The sequence below is a fragment of the Hyalangium ruber genome (assembly GCF_034259325.1).
GTDB lineage: Bacteria > Myxococcota > Myxococcia > Myxococcales > Myxococcaceae > Hyalangium_A > Hyalangium_A rubrum.
Genome location: NZ_JAXIVS010000003.1, coordinates 616769 through 636526, shown reverse-complemented (window position 1 = coordinate 636526; position 19758 = coordinate 616769). Strand labels below are relative to the sequence as shown.

The 19758-nt window shown below is 68.3% G+C and carries 13 protein-coding genes; 5 read left to right on the top strand and 8 right to left on the bottom strand.

What is annotated here, in order from left to right:
• Position 1: 1 nt before the first annotated feature.
• Positions 2-3130, bottom strand: a complete 3129-nt coding sequence (locus SYV04_RS11535) for a CARDB domain-containing protein (RefSeq protein WP_321545745.1) — start codon at positions 3128-3130, stop codon at positions 2-4.
• Positions 3131-3480: 350 nt separating this feature from the next.
• Between SYV04_RS11535 and SYV04_RS11530 the strand changes: the two genes are divergently transcribed.
• Positions 3481-5586: a sensor histidine kinase gene (locus SYV04_RS11530; RefSeq protein WP_321545744.1), complete on the top strand. Its 2106-nt coding sequence runs from the start codon at positions 3481-3483 to the stop codon at positions 5584-5586.
• On the opposite strand, the gene SYV04_RS11525 is transcribed toward SYV04_RS11530, so the two are convergent.
• The gene (locus SYV04_RS11525; RefSeq protein ID WP_321545743.1) at positions 5537-6592 is read right to left on the bottom strand and encodes an alpha/beta fold hydrolase; all 1056 of its coding nucleotides are present in this window, start codon (positions 6590-6592) and stop codon (positions 5537-5539) included. The two genes, SYV04_RS11530 and SYV04_RS11525, sit on opposite strands and share 50 nt — an antisense overlap.
• A 330-nt stretch (positions 6593-6922) precedes the next feature.
• Between SYV04_RS11525 and cglD the strand changes: the two genes are divergently transcribed.
• Positions 6923-9667: an adventurous gliding motility lipoprotein CglD gene (gene cglD / locus SYV04_RS11520; RefSeq protein ID WP_321545742.1), complete on the top strand. Its 2745-nt coding sequence runs from the start codon at positions 6923-6925 to the stop codon at positions 9665-9667.
• Positions 9668-9702: 35 nt separating this feature from the next.
• Here the strand turns inward: cglD and SYV04_RS11515 are convergent, their stop codons facing one another.
• Positions 9703-10818 carry a GTP pyrophosphokinase gene (locus SYV04_RS11515; protein ID WP_321545741.1) on the bottom strand — a complete coding sequence of 372 codons (1116 nt, stop codon included), beginning with the start codon at positions 10816-10818 and terminating at the stop codon, positions 9703-9705.
• An 11-nt stretch (positions 10819-10829) separates the two neighbouring features.
• Positions 10830-12683 carry a TonB family protein gene (locus SYV04_RS11510; RefSeq protein ID WP_321545740.1) on the bottom strand — a complete coding sequence of 618 codons (1854 nt, stop codon included), beginning with the start codon at positions 12681-12683 and terminating at the stop codon, positions 10830-10832.
• A gap of 255 nt (positions 12684-12938) precedes the next feature.
• Between SYV04_RS11510 and SYV04_RS11505 the strand changes: the two genes are divergently transcribed.
• Both SYV04_RS11505 and SYV04_RS11500 read left to right on the top strand, forming a co-directional pair.
• Positions 12939-13739 (top strand): class I SAM-dependent methyltransferase, encoded by an 801-nt coding sequence (locus SYV04_RS11505; protein WP_321545739.1) that lies wholly within the window; start codon positions 12939-12941, stop codon positions 13737-13739.
• 93 nt (positions 13740-13832) lie between these two features.
• A complete protein-coding gene (locus SYV04_RS11500; RefSeq protein ID WP_321545738.1) occupies positions 13833-14516 on the top strand; it encodes a lysophospholipid acyltransferase family protein in 684 nt (227 codons plus the stop codon).
• Positions 14517-14566: 50 nt separating this feature from the next.
• Here SYV04_RS11500 and SYV04_RS11495 read toward each other — a convergent pair whose 3' ends face one another.
• From SYV04_RS11495 to SYV04_RS11480, 4 genes are all read right to left on the bottom strand, one after another.
• The gene (locus SYV04_RS11495; protein ID WP_321545737.1) at positions 14567-14770 is read right to left on the bottom strand and encodes a cold-shock protein; all 204 of its coding nucleotides are present in this window, start codon (positions 14768-14770) and stop codon (positions 14567-14569) included.
• Positions 14771-14942: 172 nt separating this feature from the next.
• Positions 14943-16514 (bottom strand): response regulator, encoded by a 1572-nt coding sequence (locus SYV04_RS11490; protein WP_321545736.1) that lies wholly within the window; start codon positions 16512-16514, stop codon positions 14943-14945.
• Positions 16511-16975 carry a response regulator gene (locus SYV04_RS11485; protein WP_321545735.1) on the bottom strand — a complete coding sequence of 155 codons (465 nt, stop codon included), beginning with the start codon at positions 16973-16975 and terminating at the stop codon, positions 16511-16513. Before SYV04_RS11485 ends, SYV04_RS11490 begins: the two co-directional genes overlap by 4 nt.
• Before the next feature lie 3 nt (positions 16976-16978).
• A complete protein-coding gene (locus SYV04_RS11480; RefSeq protein ID WP_321545734.1) occupies positions 16979-18592 on the bottom strand; it encodes a sensor histidine kinase in 1614 nt (537 codons plus the stop codon).
• A gap of 173 nt (positions 18593-18765) precedes the next feature.
• Between SYV04_RS11480 and SYV04_RS11475 the strand changes: the two genes are divergently transcribed.
• Positions 18766-19755, top strand: coding sequence for a cysteine synthase A (locus SYV04_RS11475; protein ID WP_321545733.1), 990 nt, complete (start codon positions 18766-18768; stop codon positions 19753-19755).
• The last annotated feature ends 3 nt before the right edge of the window (positions 19756-19758 follow it).

Below are 19758 nucleotides of genomic sequence, written 5' to 3'. Positions count from 1 at the left end.
CTCAAGGCGTGACGGTGACGAGCGTGCCCACCTTGGTGTTGTTGTCCTCGAACATCTCCTGCAGGTCGCTATACGGGTCCGCCACGGCTCCCACGTAGTACTTGCCCGTTCCAGGCACGTAGGCGGGGCCCACCACCGACAGCACCTGGCACTGGCCCGCGCTCAGCGTCGCCGTGGACTTGTATCCCATGAGGGTATCCGGCGAGGGGCCCATGGGGCCGTTGAGGGTGATGGTGGTGTCCGCCGAGAGGTAGGTTTCCACGTAGGTGCTGCCGGCTTGAGTGCCCTGGTTGCACACCGTCACGGACGCCGTGAGCTGCTGGCCCAGCTGCACGGTGCTCACGCTCGACACCGCTGACACCACGAAGTCCGGCTTGTACCCGATGCCGATTCGGCTGCCCGCCTTGGCGTTGTTGTCCTCGATCAGCTCGGCGATGGAGGCCTGAGGATCCACCACGGCGCCCAGGTAGTAGGGGCCGTCCGCGGGGACGTAGGCATAGCCCTGCACCGTCAGCGTCTGACACTGACCGGGGGTGAGATACTGAGGGGAGACGACGCCCACGTAGGAGTCAGGCGAAGGCGCCGTCGGCCCATGCGGGGTGATGGTTCTGTCCGCCGACAAGTACACCTCCGCCGGCGCGCTTCCACCCTGGGTGCCCTGGTTGCACACCGTCACCGAGGCGGTGAACTGCTGCCCGGGCCGGATGCTCGCTGGTCCCGTCACCGCCGACACCACGAAGTCGGGCTTGTTACCAATGCCCAGGCGAGTGCCCGCCTTGGCGTTGTTGTCCTCGATCAGCTCGACCAGGGAGCTCTGAGGATCCACCACGGCCCCCAGGGAGTAGGCGCCTTCGGTGGGGACGTAGGCATAGCCCTGCACCGCCAGCGTCTGGCACTGGCCAGCGTTGAGGTATTGCGTAGAGGCCGAGCCCACGTAGGCGTCGGGCGAAGGCGCCATCGGCCCGTTGGGAGTGATGGTGGTGTCCGCCGAGAGGTACACCTCTACGGGGGCGCTGCCGCCCACGGTGCCCTGGTTGCACACCGTCACCGAGGCGGAGAGCGACTGCCCTGGCAGAGCGCTGGCCGGCCCCGTCACGGTGGACACCACGAAGTCCGGCTTGCTGCCGACGCCGATGCGGTCGCCCAACTTGATGTTGTTGTCCTCGAGCAGCTCGGCGATGGAACCCTGAGGATCCGCCACCGCGCCCAGGTAGTAGGCCCCCTCGGTGGGCACGTACGCCGAGCCATGCACCGTCAACGTCTGGCACTGGCCTGGGCTGAGGTATTCGGAGGCGGCATGGCCCAGGAAGGGGTCCGGTGAAGGCACCGCCGGCCCGTAGGGAGTGATGGTGGTGTCCGCCGACAGGTAGACTTCCACGTGCGTGCTGCCGGGCTGCGTGCCCTCGTTGCACACCGTCACCGAGGTGGGGAACTGCTGCCCCGGTCCGCTCTGCATAACGCTGGCCGGGCCCGTCACCGCCGACACCACGAAGTCCGGCTTGTTGCCGATACCCAGGCGGGTACCTGCCCGGGCGTTGTTGTTCTCGATCAGCTCGGCGATGGAGGCCTGAGGATCCACCACGGCGCCCAGGTAGTAGGGGCCGTCAGCGGGGACGTAGGCAGAGCCCTGCACCGTCAGCGTCTGGCACTGGCCCGGGTTGAGGTACTGAGGAGAGACGACGCCCACGTAGGAGTCAGGCGAAGGCGCCGTGGGCCCATGAGGAGTGATGGTGTTGTCCGCCGACAGGTAGACCTCCGCCGGCGCGCTTCCACCCTGGGTGCCCTGGTTGCACACCGTCACCGAGGCGGTGAACTGCTGCCCGGGCCGGATGCTGGCCGGTCCCGTCACCGCCGACACCACGAAGTCGGGCTTGTTGCCAATGCCCAGGCGGGTGCCCGCCTTGGCGTTGTTGTCCTCGATCAGCTCGACCACGGAGCGCTGGGGATCCGCTACTGCGCCCAGGTAGTAGGGGCCTTCGGCGGGGACGTAAGCCGAGCCCTGAACCGTCAACGTCTGGCACTGGCCGGCGTTGAGGTATTGCGTAGAGGCCGAGCCCACGTAGGAGTCAGGCGAAGGCGCCGTCGGCCCGTTGGGAGTGATGGTGGTGTCCGTCGAGAGGTACACCTCCACGGGAGCACTGCCGCCCACGGTGCCCTGGTTGCACACCGTCACCGAGGCGGAGAGCTGCTGCCCCGGCAGAGCGCTGGCCGGTCCCGTCACGGTGGACACCACGAAGTCCGGCTTGTTGCCGATGCCGATGCGGCCGCCCAGCTTGATGTTGTTGTCCTCGAGCAGCTCGGCCGTGAAGCCCTGAGGATCCGCCACCGCGCCCAGGTAGTAGGCCCCCTCGGTGGGAACGTACGGCGAGCCCTGGAGCGTTAGCGTCTGGCACTGGCCTGGGTTGAGGTATTGAGAGTGGACGGAGCCGACGTAGGAGTCGGGCGAGGGCGCCATCGGCCCGTTGGGAGTGATGGTGGTGTCCGCCGAGAGGTACACCTCCACCGGCGTGCTTCCACCCTGGGTGCCCTGGTTGCACACCGTCACCGAGCTGGGGAATTGCTGCCCAGGCCCACCCGGCATGACGCTGGCCGGCCCCGTCACCGCCGAGACCACGAAGTCCGGCTTGTTGCCGATGCCCAGGCGGGTGCCCGCCTTGGCGTTGTTGGTCTCCAGCACCTCCACCACGGAGTTCTGGGGATCCGCCACCGCGCCCAGGTAGTAGGCGCCGTCGGCGGGGACGTAGGCCGAGCCCTGCACCGTCAGCGTCTGGCACTGGCCGGCGTTGAGGTATTGCGCGGAGGCCGAGCCAAAGTAGGTATCCGGCGAAGGCGCCGTCGGCCCGTGGGGGGTGATGGTGGTGTCCGTCGAGAGATACACCTCGACATGGGTGTCGCCACCTTGAGTGCCCTGGTTGCACAGGGTCACCGAGGCGGTGAGCTGCTGCCCGGGCGTGGCGCTGGCCGGTCCCGTCACCGCCGACACCACGAAGTCCGGGCCGGATACGACGGCCTGGCTCGTGGCCTCCAGCTCAACTGCCGTGTCGCTGTCCGCCGAGCTCTCGCACCCCGACGTCGCCAGCAACGCCACCGCTCCCAGAAGGCTTCCGACCCTGCCGGTCCTTCGATTCATGCGCCACCCCAGGTGAAATCAGTTAATCCGGTCTACTGAGTAATTCACGTGAAGGGAGGAATACTGACTCGGGCCGTGAAGGGGCAAGCAAAAATACCGTAAATTTCTACTCTCAGTGCCAGCCGCTGAGGGGGATAACCGCGCGGCCGTGACTTGCCGGGCACGGGGCGGGCTGTATTTTCGAGTGGTGGTTCTGAACCCTCCTCTCGCGCTCCTTCTGGCACGAACTCTTCATGACGTATCGAACTCAGGTGCCGCCAGCAGGGCAGTCAGTGGGGCCACAGCCGGATGCGGCTTCGGAACCTGCCGGCAGCGAGCACGGCTCCCAAGGTTTTGCCTTTCGCGGTCCGATGGGGGCACTCATCCGCTCCAAGGACTGGTCGCGGACGAAGCTCGGCCCCATCGAGTCCTGGCCACGCACCCTGGTGGGCTACGTCGCCATGGTCCTCGAGATGCCGACGCCCGCCATCCTCTTCTGGGGACCGGACCAGACGCAGCTCTACAATGAGGGCTACGCGGTCATCATGGGGCCACGCCACCCCAACTACTTCGCCGAGCCCTACCGGGAGTGCTGGCCCGACACCTACCCCGTCATCTACCCCTGGATGCGGAAGGTGCTGGAGCGGGGCGAAGTCATCCACGTGGAGAAGGAGTACTTCACGCTGACTCGCCACGGCTTCACGGAGGAGGCGTACTTCACGTTCACGTTCAGCCCGCTGCGGGACGACAGCGGGGCCATCGCCGGAATCTTCCAGCCGGTCGTCGAGGTGACCCAGACGGTGCTGAGCGAGCGCCGCTCCGAGACGCTCCGTGCGCTCGCCGCACTCGCGAGCGGTTCGGTCGCGGCGAAGGATGCCTTTGACGTCTTGTCCTCCAACCCGAAGGACCTTCCCTTCGCCCTCCTCTTCCGCTGTCCCGAGGAGGGGGCTCAGGAACTGGCGCTGGCGGCGAGCGCGGGCCTCGACGCCACCGCCGTGAGCCTGTCGAGGGTCCTGGCGGTGGCCCACCGCGTCCTCCAATCCGGCACGCCCGAAAAGCTGGAGGATGTGCGGGAGCTGTTGGGCCGCGGGCACATCGGACCGTGGGACGAGCCGACCCGAGCCGCCTTCGTCCTGCCGCTGAGGCGCTCGCCAGCGGAAGCAGTCCAAGGTGTCGTCGTCTTTGGAATCAGCGCCCGCCTCGCCTTCGATGACAAGTACCGCGAGTTCTTCGAGGCCGTCACCCGCGAGCTCGTCGCCAGTCTGGTCTCGGAGCAGGCGAAGAAGGCCGAGCGGGAGTCGCAAGCGCGTGAACAGGCCGCACGTGCCGAGCTGGAGGCCGAGCAGCAGCGGCTGCACACCGTCTTCATGCAGGCCCCCGTGGCCATCACCATTCTGCGCGGCCCGGAGCACATCATCGAGCTGGCCAACCCCCGCATGTGCCGAGTCTGGGGTCGCACCGCGGAACAGGTGCTGGGAAAGCCCCACTTCGAGGCCCTTCCCGAGACAGCGGGACAAGGAGTCGAGGCGCTCTTGAGCGGGGTGCTCGCCACCCGCGCGCCGTACGTTGGCACGGAGCTGCCGGTGAAGCTCGCTCGGCTCGAAGGCGGCGCCCTGGAAGAGGTGTACTTGAACTTCGTCTACGAGCCGATGCGAAACCCCGCCGGGCAGGTCGAAGGAGTCCTGGTCGTCGCCTCGGACGTGACGCAGGAGGTCCAGGCGCGGCGCCGTGTCGAGGGCTTGAAGGCCCAGGCGGAGGAAGGCGTCCGCCTGCGTGATGAATTCCTCTCCGTGGCGAGCCACGAGCTGAAGACGCCGCTGACGCCCCTCGCCCTACGGCTCTCCATGCTGAAGCGAGAGGCACAGGGCTCGCAGCCCGGTCAGCTCCCCCGCGAGCGCGAGGTGCGCCACCTGGAGGTGGCGGAGCGGCAGGTGAAGAAGCTGGCCGAGCTGGTGGGCGACTTGCTCGACGTGTCGCGCCTGAGCACCGGGCGCATGAAGCTCGAGCTGGAGCCGGTGGACCTCTCCGCCTTGGTGTCCGAGGTGGTCTCCCGCTTCGAGCCCGAGGCGGAGCGAGTCAGCTGTCGGCTGGAGCTGCGCGCCCACCCGAACCTCGTTGGCCGGTGGGATCGGCTCCGCCTGGAGCAGGTGGTCACCAACCTTCTGTCCAATGCGCTCAAGTATGGGGCGGGCAGGCCCATCCACATCACGGTGGACGCCGACGGAGCGCGCGCCCAGCTGATCGTCCGAGACGAAGGCATTGGCATCGCGCCGGATGACCTCCAGCGCATCTTTGGCCGCTTCGAGCGGGCCGTGTCCGAGCGCCACTACGGCGGCTTGGGGCTGGGGCTGTACGTGACGCGGCAGTTCGTGCAGGCCATGGGCGGCACCGTGGAGGCCCAGAGCGTTCTGGGCCAGGGCGCCACGTTCACCGCCGTGCTGCCGCTGGGGCCTCCCGTTGCAGGAGCCACTGGGTGATGGCCCGCTCACACGCTTCATGGCGGTCGAGGAAGGCGAAGTGGCCGCTGTTCACCTCGAAGTAGGTGGCGAGCGGGCCGGTGCGCTGGGCGAAAGCACGGATGGGGGGCGTGGGCATCATGGAGTCGTGCTTCCCCTGGACGATGAGCGTGGGGACGCGAGGGGTGGGCGCCCGCTTCGAGGCGCCGGAGATCAGCACCAGCCCCCGGAGCTCGACTCCAGGCCGCGAAACTCGGGAGGCGAGCAGGCTCGCGCCCAATCCGCCATTGGAGAGGCCCGCGAGGTACACCCGCCGGATGCCTCGGCCCTCGAGCCACGCGAGGGTGTGCTTCAGGGTCTCTTCTCCTTGCGGGGACCACCAGTCACCCGCGGGCCCCACGGAGGGACAGACGGTGAGCGCTGAGATGGCGCGGGCCGAGCGCGACAACTGCCAGCAGTACACGGCGAAGTTGCCCGCGTAGCCGTGGAGCGCCACCACCGCGACCTCGGGCCGCTCGCGGTCCTGGGGCGGAATCACCACGGCGTCGAAGTCGCTGGAGGACTGGAGCCCGAGCCAGGTCGCGATGGCGGGCGTGGCGATCGGTCCTTCCTCGGCGGCCATGCGCGCGAAGGCCGAGTTCAGGGCGGGGAGGAAGTCGCGGGTGTCCGAGCGGGGGAGCTGGCCGCTGAGCAGCAGCAGGCGCGCCACGAACAGGGTGCCATCGCGCTCCTCGAGGAGGCGGTTGGCGAGCCTTCGTCCTCCCTCGGGCAGGCGGAGCGTGTCCAGGTACTGGCCCTTCACGAGCAGCAACCGCGCGCAGGCGACGAGGAGCATGAGACCGAGCCCTGCCCGAGTCAGCCCTCGGCGACGGCGCCAGGGCATCGTGATCAGTCCCGCCGACGCCACGGCCAGGCCGAGGGCATACCCCCAGGCCGAGGCCGAGGCTCCAATGGCCACCGCCGCCACGAGCAGCAAGGCGGAGAGCGGGACCGCGACGACACCGAGGAGGAAGGCGACGAGCTTCATGCCGCACAGGATGCGACGCGCGGTGAACGAGGAGGGCCAGGAGGTGTCGAGCGGTCCGAAGCAGGCGCTGAAAGGCGCTCATGAAGGGCCGAGTGGCAGGGCAGGCGAGGGGGCAGGGAGTCGTCTACCGGCGAACGCTCGTGAACTCCTGGCTCGAAATTTCTCGCTCGCGGTGGAAAGCAAGGGCCGGTACGACCGAAAAATCCCGGCCACAGCGAAACACCTTAGGAGCACATTGAAGCATCAACCCCGGCGCGTATCCTGCGTGCCGATGCGTGCGTGGGAGGGCTGGCTCCGAGCGCGCGTACCTCTCAAGGAGGCCTCTTCTCAATGAAGATCCAAAGACTGCTGCAAGCCGCATTGCTCGCGTCACTGTTGGTGACCGCGGTCGCGTGCGGAGGTTCTGATCCCGGCGAGACGCCGGACGGGGGCACGCCGGACGCGGGTCCGACGCCCATTCCCACGGATCCCAATGATCCGGCCAACGCCACCAAGGACACCGACTGCGACGGCCTGAGCGACTCGGTCGAGTACAACACGGACCGGGGCGGCGGTAAGACCAATGCGGGCCTGGCGGACACCGACGGGGACGGTCTGCAGGATGGCTTCGAGCTGGGCATCAACGACAAGGTCGTCGGCACCAACTGCACCCTGCCGCAGGACGTCGACACCACGCTGAAGACGAGCCCGATCAAGGCGGATACGGATGGCGATGGCGTAAGCGACGGTGCCGAGGACACCAACAAGAACGGCAAGGTGGACGACACCGAGACCCACCCGCTGCTCAAGGACAGCGACTGCGACGGCCTGCGTGACGGGCCGACCACCGGGTCCACGAAGGGCGAGGACCAGAACGCCAACGGCGTCAAGGATGCGAACGAGACGGATCCGCGCAACCCGGACACGGACGGGGATGGCATCACGGACGGCGTGGAGTCGGGCGTCAACGCGAACCTGGATCCGGACAACTGCACCAACTTCATCCCGGACACGAACACGGGCACCACCACGGATCCGCTGAACCCGGACACGGACGGCGACGGGGTGAGCGATGGCGCCGAGGACACCAACCAGAACGGCAACGTGGACTCCGGTGAGCTGGATCCCCAGACGGGCGACGCGAACGGCCCCGCGGGCCAGGTGTGTACGGAAGCGAACCTGCGCCAGGTGACCTTCCAGTCCGAGGACGGGCCGGACATCCGGCTGGCGCTGCCGCCCAGCTTCTCCGAGGTGACGCAGATCAAGGTGGGCAACGATGTGCATGGCCTGGTGGGCTACGACAGCACCGCCAAGGTCTCCTTCCTGGTCTTCCGCCGCGCCGCGCCCGCTCAGGCCACGGAGCCGCTGGGTGACGAGGAGGCGCTGCGCCCGACCATGCATGCCCAGGGCGCCCTGAGCAACCGCACCGCGCAGGTGTTCCAGACGTGGGATGGCAACAGCGCCTTGCAGGCCTTCTATGACCAGGCCGGCTCCGTGGACCTCAAGCGCCGCACGGACGCGCTGGTGGACGCGCTGGTGCCGGGCAGCACGGGACGGCTCAGCGCCGCGGCGGCGGGCGTGAGCGGCCCCTTCCGCATGCAGGCGCTGTTCGTGCATCGCTCGCAGCAGAGCGTGGTGGTGCTCATCGCCCTGACGCAGCTGTCGGGCGTGACGGGCGAGAACCGCAGCACCCCGGCGGTCTTCTCCTCCAAGGACCTCTCGAACGGCTCCGCGCTGGCCCAGTTCGGCGAGCCCACGGCGGTGCAGTGCGAGCGCTTCCAGATTCCGTCGGCGAAGGTGGACTTCCTGTTCGTCGTGGACGACAGCGGCTCGATGCGCAGCTCGCAGCTGTCGCTGGCCGCCGCGGCGCAGTCGGCCGCCGACGCGCTCAACGCCTCGTCGCTGGACTGGCGCATGGCGATGGTGACGTCCAACTACCACTTCGATGCGAGCAAGGCGAACTCGGGCAGGATTCGTCAGTTCACGCGCAACGTGAACAAGATGAAGGCGTGGCTCACCGAGAACAGCGCGTGCACCAACAATGTCTGCACCCAGGTGACCACGACTCCCGCGGCCCCCGAGGCACCGAGCTGCCCCGGCGACGGCTCTCAGGGCGCCAACGGCGGCTGCTGGGTGGGCCTGGCCGGTAACGGTGCCGAGGGCGTGCTGGGCGCGGCCCGCAGGGCCATCGATGACATGACCCCTGGCACCGCGCCGGGCGCCACCGAGTCCGGGGTCCTGGTTCGCCAGGACGCCACCGTCGTGGTGGTGCTGCTGGGTGACGCGGATGACCAGACCTCCGGTGCCACCTCCACGGTGCTCAACTGCGGCAGCGGCGGCACCATCGACAAGGCCGGCACCCAGTGCGAGAACGTGCAGAACTTCATCAACTACTTCGGCAGCGTGGGCTCCGGAGCGACTCCCACCAACGAGACGGGCAAGCTCATCACCGTCCACGGCATCGTCTGCCCGTCGGGCAGCGCCTGCGGTTGCACCTCGGGCACGTGCGATTTCAACAACAACGGCCGTGAGTTCAACCCGCAGCCGAACAGCGGCACGCAGCAGCGCCACGCGCAGGTGGTCAACGCCAGCGGCGGCGTGCTCGGCTCCATCCTCGACACCAACTCCATCGACGCTTCGATGGACGCGATCATCGCCGACGCCATCGGCAACGCGGGCTACAAGACGCTCAAGCCGCCGATCGGCGCCTCCATCAAGGTGGCCGTGAGCGCGGTGCGCAACGCCGGTTCCTGCAATGCCAATGACATTCCGCGCAGCACCGTCAACGGCTTCGACTTCGACGGCAGCGCGCGCACGCTCTCGCTCTTCGGCGCGTGCCGCCCCTTGGATGGGAGCGCCGAGGCGGCCGTGTCCTACCGGTACTGGGTGAACACGATCTCGGACCCCGACGGCGGCCTGCCCTGCGAGGACGACCCGAAGTACACCCCGACCGAGCCTGACCACTGCACCGGCCCGACGTGGGGCTGCAACGAGGCGGGCGACCAGTGCATCTGCAAGCCGGACTGCGGCGGCACCTGCGGCTCTGGCGAGCGGTGCGACCAGACGCTCTGCGCCTGCGTGGGCATCATCGGTTGACGTGCTGATGGAAGAGGGCGCCGCTCCCCCCGGCCTTACAGGGGGGAGGGCTCCTTCCAGTCGGCGAAGCACTTGACGAACAACCGGGCGATGCGGCGGGCCTCCGCCTCATCGTCCGGGTAGTCGACCTGCTGGTAGAAGCCCTTCATCCACTCCACGCGGTGCAACTCCAGCTGGGCCTGGCGCAGGGCCTGCCAGTGAGAGAGCAGCACCAGGCTGTAGCCCCGCTGCACGCTGTCGAGCTGCTCGCCGCCAAACCCCCAGGCCTCGGTGGTGAAGCGGAAGTAGCGCTCGGCGAACGTCAGCATCCCCGGGCTGAAGGCCTCCAGACACTTGAGGATGCGGGCGGGGCGGCCGAGCTGCACGCTGCGCAGCATGCGCGTCACGTAGTCCGGGAAGAAGTGCGTGGTGGCCAGCGGCCTGCCCAGTCGACCCGCCAGGGCCAGGTCCAGCTCGGCCACGGGGCCCACCTCCACCAGGGACTGTAGCGACACCGTGTCGAGCTCCAGCGTGTCGCGCACGAGCTGCACCGGCTGGCGCACGTCCCGGGCGTAGTCCTCCATGAAGCGCCGCAGCTCGACGAACTCGCTGTCGGCGATCTCCAGCAGGCCCGCCAGCCGCGAGAAGCGCCGCCGGATGGGCAGTGGCACCGACTCGGGAGACTTGTAGCCGAGGTCATGTTCGATCTCGGCCCAGGCGTGCTGGAGGATGGTGCGGATCTGGATCTCGAAGGGCCAGTCCCAATCGCCGTGCTGCTCCACCAGCTCCCGGGGCGGATGGCAGATGTAGTGCAGCGAGCGATAGCCGAAGCTGTCCGGGTCCTGGCGCAGCCGCTTGTCCACCGAGCGGTCGATGTCGACGCGGAAGTTCTCTTCGATGAGCCGCGCCACCTGCTCGATGGAGTCCTCGAAGAAGGTGATGACCCGCAGGCCCACCAGATCGGTGATGTCGTCCAGCCGCTGGTAGATCTTGTCGGGCCGGGCCAGCTTCTGCGCCAGGCTGTCGGGCGCCTTCACGCGATAGCTGATGCCGTGTACCGCCACGCCCCCGCGCTCCAGCACCTCCTGGAGCCGGGTGTGCAGCGCCCGGCCCAGGGCCTGGAAGGAGGTGTGGCGGTTAAGGTACGCCTCCAGCAGTTCCGACTTGAGCATTCCCGGCCATGTTACTGGCCCGCCTGCTTGAAGATGAACGGGTAGCTGACCATCACCGTGCCGCCACCCTTGGGCTTGGGGAACTGCCAGAGGCGCACGCGGCTGGCCACGCACGTCTCCAGCTGCTCGTTGTTCGCGCTGGACTGGGTCACCTTCGCGCTGAGCACCCGGCCATCCGGACCGATGGTGAACTGCGCCTGCACCTTGCCGCCCAGGTTCGGGTACTGGTTGAGCAGCCGCTCGTAGCAGGAGCGAATCTGCGAGCGGTTGTCCTGGATGACCCGGCGCACCAGCTCCTTGTCCAGCGAGCCCGTGTTGACCACGGGCTCGGAGCTGGTGATGCCCACGTCCACGATCTGCTTGCCGGTGAGCGCTCCCACGTTGTTGCCGTAGCTGACGTTGCCGCTGCTGCGGCCCACGGTGCCCACGCCGCCGATGCGCACGCTGTCACCCGTGCCGCCGACACCGCCGGGCCCCCCCGGGCCCACCTTCGGGCCCAGGCTGCCGAAGCCGCCGGTGCTGCCCACCGCGCTGAAGATGTTGCCCGTGGCGCTCTTGAGCTCGCTGCCCAGGTCCTTGCTGCTGAAGACGGAGGCGCCGCTCTTGCCCGGCTTGAACAGGCTGCGCGCGAGCTCCTTCGCCTCGCTCTGCGCGTCCCGCACCGGCGGGGGAGGAGCGCGGCGCACCTGTCGCTCCGGATCCCTGCGTGGCTGCTTCACCTCGTCGCGCGTCCGCTGGGTCTGCTGGGTCCGCTTCGCCTCCACGGCCTTCTTCTCGGTGAGCTTGGCGATGAACGGGTTCTTTTGCGGCTCCGGCGGCTTGATGATGAGCTTGGCCAGACGCGTGGTGTCGCTGTTGAGCTCGTCGGCGAAAGCCTCGTCGCCTCCCCCCCGGTTCGTCGCGCCGATGATGAACATGGCCCCGGCGAAGAGCATCAGCAGGAAGATGTTCAGCGCTCGGTAGTCCACCGAGTCCGCCCACGGGACGTGTACCCGGCGAGGTGCCGGCTGGAGGCTCACCTCCAGGTGGATTCCGCCCAGGTCCACGCGGAAGCTGTCGTCCGCCTGGAGCGCCAGCGCGTACGCCTCCTCCTCGTGCGAGGCCTTGCCGGACTCGATGAGGGCCTGCACGTCCAGCGCCTCGCCTTGGCGCACGAGCTCGCCCTTCATCTTCCCGGTGAAGAAGACGGTGGGCGTCTGCCCGTCGGTGCGCACCACCTCCAGGCGCGGGCGCCCCAGGCGGGCATCGCCCATGATGAAGTCCACGCCCGCGGCGTTGCCCACGCTGAACGAGCGCTTCTGGCCCGGAGGCAGGAAGAACTCGCCCACCCGCTGCTCACCCCAGCGGAAGCACAGGGACACACCGAGCGGCCCACGCTTCTTTCCCGAGCGCGCGGAGCGCACCGGCCGCGGGCTCTCCGCTACAAGCTCGGGCACGGGCTCGGGCACGGGCTCGGCGACCGCCTGCGTGAGGCTCGAGGCCGGTGCCACCTCCACCACCGGCGCCACGGGCTCCGTCACCTCGGTGCTCGCCACGGCGGCGGCCAGGTTCGTCGCGGCCACCGCGGCCGGGTTCTCCAGGCGCAGCGTGGTCTCTCCCACGCGAATCTCATCGCCGAAGCTGACGCGGCCCTTGTTGACGCGCTTGCCGTTGACGTAGGTGCCCTCGACGCTGCCCATGTCGATGATGGACAGCGCGCCATCGGCCGACACCTCGAGCACCGAATGCACCCGGCTGACCTTCTCGTCCTCCAGGCGCAGGTGCGCCGAGGACAGCCGGCCGATCTTGATGATGTCCCGCTCGAAGTCCTTCGAGGTGATGAGGGTCCCGCCCTGGAAAACCTTGAGTGTCAGAGGAATGGCCATGACGCCTCCCAGCTTGCTTGTTGGGCATACGGACACCCTGGAGGGCGGAAGGTTCCCGCGCGTGAAGAATCGCGTTCTCTCGCTGGGTGTCGGCTCGTGTGGGGTAGAGCACGGGAGGCGCCCGCCGGACGTTCACCAGGAGATAGCGAGGCCACACTTCGAGCCGTTCGGAAGTTTCGTCCAAAGTCCCCCGTACGCACATTCCCCCCACTGTAAACCTCGACGAACGGGTGGGGCATGCGAGCGGAACGGTGGGTGTCTGAGGCGTCGTTCTTTGATCGGGTTGCGGAAGCTCAGCTGCGGGCGGTCCGCGCGATGGATCCGGCGGTGCTGCGGCGGTACGCGGGGAAGCTGCAGCCGTGGTTCCACAAGGAGTTCCGGTTCCAGCAGATGGGGGACCTGCGCGGAAAGCACGTGCTGGACGTGGGCTGCGGCGATGGCATCAACGCCATCCTCCTCGCCAGCCGGGGCGCGCGGGTGACGGGGATCGACATCTCGCCCCAGTCGATCCGCCTGGCGACGGAGCGTGCGCGGCTGTCCGGAGTGGAGGACCGGGTGAGCTTCCTCTGCTCGCCGCTGGAGCTGGCCAAGTTCCCCGACAACCACTTCGACGTCATCTGGGGAGACGGCATCCTCCACCACCTCATCTCCGAGCTGGGGCTGGTGCTGGATCAGCTGGAGCACTGGGCGAAGCCCGGGGCCCAGCTCGTCTTCTCCGAGCCGCTGAGCCTCAACCCGCTGCTGCGAAAGCTGCGCGCGCATATCCCCATCCACGAGGGCGCCACGCCGGACGAGCGCCCCCTGCAGGAGGGTGAGCTGGAGCTGCTCATGAGCCGCCTGCCGGGCTTGAAGCTGCGCCACTTCGCGCTCCTGAGCTGGTTCAACCGCTTCCTGCTCAGCGGGGGCGCCTACGAGAAGGCCTCGCCGGTGAGGCAGCTGGCGGTGCAGGCCCTGCACGCGCTGGACTACGCGCTGCTGTCGCTGCCCGGAGTGCGGAAGATGGGAAGCATGGTGGTGCTCACGGCGACGCTCTCGAAGCCCACCCTGGGAGGATGAACTTCCCCCACGGGCGCGTGGCTATGGCACACTGCGCCCGCCATTCGACTCCTGTTCTCCATCGTCTTCTGGTCGTTCCTGGCGCTGTCGAGCGTGGTGCTCTTCGTGGGGGCGCTCGTGGTGTGGGCCCTCACGTTCCCGTTCGACAGGAACGGGAAGGTGCTGCACCTGTACTCGTGCTTCTGGGCCCAGCTGTACATGTATGTGAACCCGCTGTGGCACCTGCGGGTGGACGGACGGGAGCACCTGCCCTGGAGGGGCCCCGCGGTGCTGGTGGCCAACCACGAGTCGCTGGGCGACATCCTCGTGCTGTTCGGCCTCTACCGGCCCTTCAAATGGGTGTCCAAGGCGTCCAACTTCAAGCTGCCCTTCATCGGCTGGAACATGTGGCTCAACCGCTACGTGCCGCTGGTGCGCGGGGACCGCGAGAGCGTGGGGCGGATGATGGTGGCGTGCGAGCGCTGGCTCGCTCGGGAGGTACCCGTGCTGCTGTTCCCCGAGGGTACCCGCTCGCCGGACGGGCAGATGAAGGCCTTCAAGGACGGGGCCTTCCAGCTCGCCGTGAAGATGGGGTGCCCCGTCATCCCCGTGGTGCTCACGGGCACCGCTCGCACGCTGCCCAAGCATGGGCTCGTGCTGGAGACCCAGGCCAACTGCCATGTCCAGGTGCTGCCGCCGGTGACGCCGGCCTCTTGCGGCAATGACGTGCAGGCCCTGCTGGAGCACGTGCGCGGCCTCATGCTCGCCGAGAAGGCCCGCATCGAAGCCCAGAAATGAAAAAGGCCCGGCCCCCATGGGACCGAGCCTTTCAAACGGCCGGCGCGCGATTAGATCGGGCGGACGTTCTGGGCCTGCAGGCCCTTGGGGCCGCGGGCCATGTCGAACTCCACCTTCTGGCCCTCCTGCAGGGTGCGGAAGCCCTGGGTCTGAATCGCAGTGTGGTGGCAGAAGAGGTCCTCGCCCCCGCCGTCCTGCGTGATGAACCCAAAGCCCTTCGCGTCGTTGAACCACTTCACGGTACCAGTTGCCATTGCTCTTCTTCTTTCTTACCCGGCTTCATGGATTGAGCCGGCGGCCATGCATTCAGGGGCACAGCCTGCCCCCCATGTGTCACGTTTCCGGGCTTCTGCCTAGAGGGGACCCCATCGAAGTCTCCTGAGTGACATTTGAAGGGGCAACCCCTGGGGGGGAAAGGCGATTCCCTCAGGCGCTGGCCCGGTGCTTGGCCTCCACCCCGGGGGCGGGGGGCGCACGCACCTCGGAGCCCCCCTTGGGCATGCTGCCCAGCAGGGAGTGCAAGCGCTCGAAGTCGATGGGCTTCTCCAGGCACGGGGGGCGCAGCCTGGCCAGGAAGGCCCGGGTCTCCTCCGAGAACGCGCCGCCCGTCATGAAGATGATGGCGCGGGCCTGCTCCGGTACCAGCAGGGACAGCGACTCGTGGAACTGAGCGCCGCTCATCTCCGGCATCGTCAAATCGCAGAGGATGGCGTCGAAGCGGCGGCCCGAGGCGATCAGCGCCAGCGCCTCCTGCGCCCGGCTGAGCGCGGTGACGTCGTACTTGTCCCCCAGCAGCCGCTTGAGCGAGCGCGTCAGCGCCACCTCGTCGTCGATGATGAGCACGCGCAAGCCGCCCCGCATGGCTACCGCCGAGCGGGGCTTGGGAGACGAGACCTTGTCCTGGGCGGGGCGCAGGCGGACCCAGAAGATGCTGCCCCGGCCCGGCGCGCTCTCCACGCCCATGCCGCCCCCCATCTCGCTCACCAGCCGGCGGCAGATGGGCAGCCCCAGCCCCGTGCCCACCCCCACCGGCTTGGTGGTGAAGAACGGCTCGAAGATGCGCTCGTGCATCTCCGTGGGGATGCCCGCCCCCGTGTCGTGGATCTCCACGCGCACCGTGCCGTCGGGCTCGCGCCGCGTCACCACGCGCACCTGGTGCGCGTCCGGCTGTCCCTCGGGGATGGCCTGGGCCGCGTTGATGAGCAGGTTGAGGAACACCTGCCCCAGCCGTGCCTCGCTGCCCTCCACGCAGGGCACCTCCGCGTACTCCTTGCTGACGCGGGCGCGGTGGAAGAGGTGGTTCCATGCCATGCGCAGCGACGAGTCCAGCACCCGGTGCAGCTCCACCGGCTCGGCGCGCCGGTCGTCCGGCCGGGAGAAGATCTTGATGTCGCGGATGATGTCCCGGATGCGCTCGGCGCACTCCAGCGCCTCGCGCAGGGCCTGCGTGCCGTCGAGCTCCTCGGTCGGCTGGGCGCGCTGCGCGAAGTGCAGGTTCATCATCAGCGAGGCGAGCGGGTTGTTGATTTCATGGGCCACGCTGGCCGCCAGCATTCCCAGCGAGGCGAGCCGGTCCGACAGCAGCAGCTGCTCCTGCATCTTCAGGCGCTCGGCGCGCACCGCCGCCTCGCGCAGCTCGCGCGCCACCGCCGGCGCCAGCCGCGCCAGCCGATCCTTGAGCAGGAAGTCGTGGACACCGGCCTTCATCGCCGCCACGGCGATGTCCTCGCCGATGGCTCCCGAGACGATGAAGAAGGGCACGTCCAGGCCCCGCTGGCGCACCCGGGTGAAGGAATCCAGGCCGGTGAAGCCCGGCAGCGAGTAGTCGGTGATGATGGCGTCCCAGGGCCCCGCGTCCAGCGCGCGCTCGAGCGCCTCGAGCGTCTCGACGCGGGTGGAGGAGACGTCGTAGCCGCCGCGCCGCAGCTCGCGCAACACCAGCAGGGCATCATCCTCGGAGTCCTCGATGAGGAGCAGGCGCAGCGGCGTGGGGTTCATGCGGTTACCTCTGCAGGGGTAGGCGAGGGCTCGTTGAGTACGAGCCAATACATGCCCAGCTGACGCACCGCCTCGAAGAAGGAGGTGACGTCCACGGGCTTGCGCACGTAGCTGTTGACGCCCAGCTGGTAGCTGCCCGTCAGGTCGCGCTCCTCGTTGGAGGAGGTGAGCATCACCACGGGCAAGGTCCGCGTGCGCTCGTTCTCACGGATCTGCCGCAGCACCGCCAGCCCGTCCAGCTTGGGCAGGTGCAGGTCCAGCAGGACGACCTGGGGCAGCAGGCTGGCGTCCCGGCCTTCGTAGGCGCCGCGCGCGAACAGGTAGTCGAGCGCCTCGGCCCCGTCGCGCACGACGATGACCGGGTTGCGGATGTTGCTCTTGTGGAAGGCGCGCAGGGTCAGCAGTTCGTCGTCCGGGTTGTCTTCGACCAGGAGGATGACGCGCCGTTCGAATTCGTTCATGGCTCAGGTGCCGCTCGTGCGGGCCGCTGTTCCCTGTGGCAGGGGGAACTCGTTGAGGGTGAAGAAGAAGCAGGCGCCGTGGCCAGGTTGGCCCTCGCCCCAGATACGGCCGCCATGGCGGCGGATGATACGCTGAACGGTGGCCAGGCCCACCCCAGTGCCCTCGAATTCACGCTGGGTGTGGAGCCGCTGGAAGACACCGAAGAGCTTCTCGTGGTAGGCCATGTTGAAGCCGGCCCCATTGTCGCGCACGAAGTAGGTGCGCACCCCCCCAGGCTCCTGGGTGAAGCCGAAGTCGATCTCCGCCACCGGGCGCTCGCGGGTGAACTTCCACGCGTTGCCCAGCAGGTTCTCCAGCACGTTACGCAGCAGGGAGGGGTCTCCCCGCTCCACCATCCGCTCCTCGACGCGGATCCGCACCTCGCGCTCGGGGTTGAGGGTCTTGAGCTGCTCGAGGATGGAGTGCGCCATGGCAGTCAGGTCGCACTCCCGGTTGGCGAGCGCGGTGCGGTTGACGCGCGACAGGGCGAGGATTCCATCGATGAGCTCGGCCATGCGCCGCGCGCCGCCGACGATACGCCGCAGGTAGTCCCGGCCCGTGTCGTCCAGGCGCTCCTTGCAGTCCTCCTCCAGCGCCTGGCTGAAGCTGGCGATGCTGCGCAGCGGGGCGCGCAGGTCATGGGCCACCGAGTAGGCGAAGGCCTCCAGCTCGCGGTTGGAGAACTCGAGCTCCGTGGTGCGCTCGGTGATGCGGCGCTCCAGTTGCTCGTTGAGCTGGCGCACCTGCTCCTCGGCGGCGCGGCGCTCGGTGATGTCGGTGATCATCGCCAGCGAGCCGCTGTACTGGCCGTGCTCGTCGAAGGTGGGCGTGGTGGACATACGCGTCCACACCGTCACCCCATCCCTGCGCAGGAACGGAAAGTCCCGGACCCGGGCCCGGGGGGCGTCGCCCGCCCGCCGCAGGTTCTCCTCGGCGTTCTTCCGGGCTTCCGGGCCCAGGAAGTTGAAGAGGTGCTGGCCCACCACCTCTTCCACGCGGTAGCCGAGCAGCTCCGCCATGTAGCGGTTGATGTAGGTGGTGCGCCAGCTCGGGTCGATCGTCCAGATGCCCTCCTGAGCGGTTTCGACGAGCAGCTGGAAGTGCCGCTCGGTGCGGCGCTTATCGGCCTCGGCGCGGCGCTGGCTGTCGATGTTCTGGGTGAGCACCAGGGCGCCCAGCAGCTGGCCCTGTTCGTCGCGCATGGGCAGGGAGGTGGTACGGACGTGGAGCCCCTGGGGGATGCTCGGGTTGCGGATGAACATGTCCACATCCCGGGCGGGGATGCCCTTGAGGGCGGTCCAGATGGGCATCTCCTCGCTGGGATAGGGCGTCTGCTCGTCCGGCCGGAAGATGCCGTACTGCTGGGACCACTGCTCGGGCTCGGCGTAGGGCGCCGTGGAGTTGTACAGCCGCCGGGCGAAGGCGCTGACGTAGATGAACCTGCCCTGAGGGTCGGCGACGGACACCCCCTCGGAGATGTTGTCGAGGATGGCGCGGATGAGCGCGTGGTGCTGAGAGGAGAAGAGCTCCTCGCTCAGCGTAGCCGGCGGTGCGGAGGGCAAGGGAGGAGCGCTCATGGCTTCAGGGATGAAGAAGCAGATAACGAGGAGAGTCCCGCCGGGCAGGGGTTTTCGGCTTAACCTTTGAGCCGCTCAGGTATGCATCCGCTAGCGAACGGTGTAACTGGCACCGTCCCGCGAGGCCTTTGGACGGCCTGGGATTATTTTGCTCAGAAACGGACAGTGCATTCATGGCACCACGCATCGGCACCCTCTGGGACGCGGTGGGGAACACCCCACTGCTGCGCATCGGCTCGGTCTCGAGGCTCACGGGGTGTGAAATCCTGGGCAAGGCGGAGTTCATGAACCCCGGCGGCAGCATCAAGGATCGCGCCGCGAAGGGGATGATCCGCCGCGCGGAGGCCGAAGGGAAGCTGCCCCCCGGAGGCACCATCATCGAGGGGACGGCGGGCAACACCGGCATCGGCCTGGGCATGCTGGGGCGCGAGCGTGGCTACCGCGTCGTCGTCACCATGCCCGACAGCCAGGCCCGCGAGAAGTTCGAGTACCTCGAGGCCATGGGTGTCGAGGTGCGCAAGGTTCCTACAGTCCCCTTTTCCAACCCGGCGCACTTCTACCACTCGGCGCGCGTGCTGGCCGAGCAGCACGGGTGGTTCTGGGCCAACCAGTTCGAGAACACGGCCAACGGCGAGTACCACTACGAGACGACAGGCCCGGAGATCTGGGAGCAGTGCGAGGGCCGGGTGGACATCCTGGTCTGCTCGGTGGGCAGCGGTGGGACGCTGTCGGGCGTCAGCCGCTACCTCAAGGAGAAGAACCCGGCGCTGCGCGTGGTGCTGGTGGATCCGCCGGGCTCGGGCCTCTACTGCTACGTGCGCGAGGGGAAGGTGGAGGGCACGGGCAGCTCCATCACCGAGGGCATCGGCATCATGCGCCTGACGGAGAACTTCCGGAACGCGCGCGTGGACGAGGCGATGCGCCTGACGGATCAGGACATGCTGGAGATGCTCTACCACCTGTCGCGCGAGGACGCGCTGGTGGTGGGCACCTCGGCGGCCATCAACGTGCGCGCCGCCTACGAGGTGGCCCGCCGCCACCAGGGCGAAGGGCTGCGCATCGTCACCTTCCTGTGTGACCACGGCAGCCGCTACGCCTCGAAGGTGTTCAACTCAGACTTTCTGGCCGGGAAGGGGCTTACGGTGAAGCCCCTTCCAGCCTGAGCC

Coding starts and splice junctions, on each gene's coding strand:
- SYV04_RS11490 (WP_321545736.1), bottom strand. CDS start 16,514: ATGAACCCCACGCCGCTGCGCCTGCTCCTCATCGAGGACTCCGAGGAT.
- SYV04_RS11475 (WP_321545733.1), top strand. CDS start 18,766: ATGGCACCACGCATCGGCACCCTCTGGGACGCGGTGGGGAACACCCCA.
- SYV04_RS11530 (WP_321545744.1), top strand. CDS start 3,481: ATGGGGGCACTCATCCGCTCCAAGGACTGGTCGCGGACGAAGCTCGGC.
- SYV04_RS11480 (WP_321545734.1), bottom strand. CDS start 18,592: ATGAGCGCTCCTCCCTTGCCCTCCGCACCGCCGGCTACGCTGAGCGAG.
- SYV04_RS11510 (WP_321545740.1), bottom strand. CDS start 12,683: ATGGCCATTCCTCTGACACTCAAGGTTTTCCAGGGCGGGACCCTCATC.
- SYV04_RS11485 (WP_321545735.1), bottom strand. CDS start 16,975: ATGAACGAATTCGAACGGCGCGTCATCCTCCTGGTCGAAGACAACCCG.
- SYV04_RS11495 (WP_321545737.1), bottom strand. CDS start 14,770: ATGGCAACTGGTACCGTGAAGTGGTTCAACGACGCGAAGGGCTTTGGG.
- SYV04_RS11515 (WP_321545741.1), bottom strand. CDS start 10,818: ATGCTCAAGTCGGAACTGCTGGAGGCGTACCTTAACCGCCACACCTCC.
- cglD (WP_321545742.1), top strand. CDS start 6,923: ATGAAGATCCAAAGACTGCTGCAAGCCGCATTGCTCGCGTCACTGTTG.
- SYV04_RS11535 (WP_321545745.1), bottom strand. CDS start 3,130: ATGAATCGAAGGACCGGCAGGGTCGGAAGCCTTCTGGGAGCGGTGGCG.
- SYV04_RS11525 (WP_321545743.1), bottom strand. CDS start 6,592: ATGAAGCTCGTCGCCTTCCTCCTCGGTGTCGTCGCGGTCCCGCTCTCC.